This is a genomic window from Acinetobacter sp. 479375 (genome assembly GCF_000581715.1).
Lineage (GTDB): Bacteria > Pseudomonadota > Gammaproteobacteria > Pseudomonadales > Moraxellaceae > Acinetobacter > Acinetobacter ursingii.
The window spans coordinates 1-2,548 of record NZ_JEZN01000054.1 but is presented as its reverse complement, the minus strand read 5'-3'; the positions used below and the strand labels follow the sequence as shown (position 1 = coordinate 2,548).

Sequence of the window (2,548 nt, the reverse complement as noted above, 5' to 3'; positions counted from 1 at the left end):
ATCTTTTAATCGATCATCGAACTGAATCGTAAACCAATTCATTGCTAAACGCCAATTTTGAATTGGCATTGTCCATTTCTTAGCAGCATTGGTTGTTGCTAAGTAAATGACTTTTTTGACTGAATCATCTGACGAGAAGATCTTTCGCTTCTTGGTTGAATGGCGAATTACGCTATTCAACGATTCAATTGCATTGGTTGTATAAATCGCATGACGTATTTCAGCTGGATAGCTAAATATTGTACGGATATTTTCCCAATTGGCTCTCCAGGATTCTCCAATTTTCGGATATTGATGATTCCATTGATCACAGAAGATATCTAGAGATTTTAAGGCATTTTCTTCTGTACTTGCTTGATAGATCGCTTTTAGACCAGCTGTAACAGCCTTGTAGTCTTTCCAGCTTACAAATCTCAGGCTATTGCGTACAACATGCACGATACACAGCTGAATGTCCGTATGAGGATAAACAGAGGCAATGGCATCAGGAAAGCCTTTTAACCCATCTACACAGGCAACAAGAATGTCCTGTACCCCTCGATTTTTGAGTTCTGTCATGACGGATAGCCAGAATTTGGCACCCTCTGTCTGAGCAATCCACATACCGAGTAATTCTTTTTGCCCATCCATATTGATGCCCAAAGCAAGGTATACAGACTTGTTAATCACATTGGAGTGTTGACGGACTTTTACAACAATACAGTCGAGATAGACGACTGGATACAGACTATCTAATGCTCTATTTTGCCACTCAGTCACTTGCTCAATCACAGCATCGGTCACTTTGCTTATAAGTGATGCTGAGACATCTGCATCGTACATTTCTTTGAAAAATGCGACAATTTCTCTATTGGTCATTCCTTTGGCATACAGGGAAAGAATTTGGTCATCCATACTGGTAATGCGTGTTTGATGTTTTTTGATAATTTGTGGCTCAAATGAACCTTCCCGATCACGTGGAATATCTAAAGCCAATTGCCCATCTTGAGTTGAAACAGTTTTTGAGCTAAAACCATTTCGGCTATTTGAGCCTTTTTTCGGCTGATGCTTTTCATAACCAAGATGATCTGAAAGCTCTGTATTGAGTGCAGTTTCGATCATGAACTTTTTAAATATGGCGGTCATTTGGTTTAAGTCTTCTGGTGTTTTTAGACCCTTAGCCAATTCAGCAGCCATACTTTTGATTGTTGCTTCATCCATGTGAAGTACCTTTTGTAATTATCCTCTGAAGGATAAATGAAAATTAAGTACTTACACAAAATTTAGAACAGTCCCTTTTAAACAATTCCCCCTTTTCAGTTTGCTTAGGCTATTTGATCCAGAGTTCATCTTTTTGCATCATTTTTAACATTAAATTAAATATAACCAGCGGAGTAACATTTTTTTTGTTAGAGCCGACAACTCTTTGAAAACTAAATTTAACGGTTCGCTCAGGAGCATCCAAATTAACTGGGTAGTTTTGTTTTTCTAAATACAGATGATCTCCTAACATTGGCTCTATACCAGTAATAAAATTAACAATTTGTTGCTCATCACCTTTCATTCGGCATTGAAAATGTAGAAAGTTCTTACGCAGTTTTCCAAATAATAATAATATTTTAAGCGCCTTAACCATGTTCTTTTCTTTCAGTGCATCTTGCTGCCTATCATCTTTATAATGAAAATCAAGGAGAGGAATTATTTCATCTGGACGAGTCAGTTTTTTAGCCTTTTCGTAAAGTTCATCAAACCAACTCTCTTCTAAATTCTTACTATAAACATAATTCGTTTTTAAATTAAATTTTTGGCGATCCATCCATTTAGTGCTCATCCATTGACATCGTTGCATCCATTCTTGAGCTTGGGTATCTTCGCTTAAACGACCTTCTCTAAAACTTATCAAACGTTGAAAAGGTGTCAGAGTACTCTTCTCTATACTAAACTTCTTTTCTTGTCGGCCAGCCATCGTAACTGGCTGTGTTTGCTGATAAGAATTAAACCATTTCTGCTGCTGAGTATAACGATTTAGGTTTATGTAGTCTGTACTTGACTTCACTGGACTAAAACACTGTTCTAATACTTTTTTTGAAATGATACACGGCGAATTATAAATTCGATCGACTGCTAATAAATCCAAAACATGAAGGTAATTTGAAGCCGTTTGCTCAATACTGCTATGCCCCATCCAAGAGGCGAGCACCTGCCATTTATGTTGAATAATCTCTTCTTGAGCACGTGCTTTCATACCAAACAATAAATCCCTCATCTTTTTTGCTTTTACCCAAGGACAATCTGTGTAGGTCTTGATCATTTCTTTTGAACCGAGCAAAGTTATTGCTAGATAGTTAGCAGCACTGTGGCGTAATGTATGAAAACTAAAGCCATGATGCATACCTAATATTTGACTAAACAAATCTACTGTAATTTTGCTGATACATTGATCAGTTAACACACGATGATTCACACTAAAAAGTAGATCATCCTGCTGATTAACCAAATATTGCTCATAACGATGTTGTATGTAACGTTGTACTACTAAAAACTCATGTTCTGACAATGCAATTTTCAA

At 36.8% G+C, this 2,548-nt stretch carries 1 protein-coding gene and 1 pseudogene; both read right to left on the bottom strand.

Annotation, left to right across the window (positions count from 1 at the left end; translation table 11 throughout):
• On the bottom strand, positions 1-1,200 hold a 1,200-nt coding region (locus tag J500_RS16565; RefSeq protein ID WP_034700632.1), incomplete at its 3' end, for an IS256-like element ISAba26 family transposase.
• 109 nt (positions 1,201-1,309) lie between these two features.
• Positions 1,310-2,548 (bottom strand): annotated as a pseudogene (locus J500_RS16560) (site-specific integrase); the annotation flags it as partial.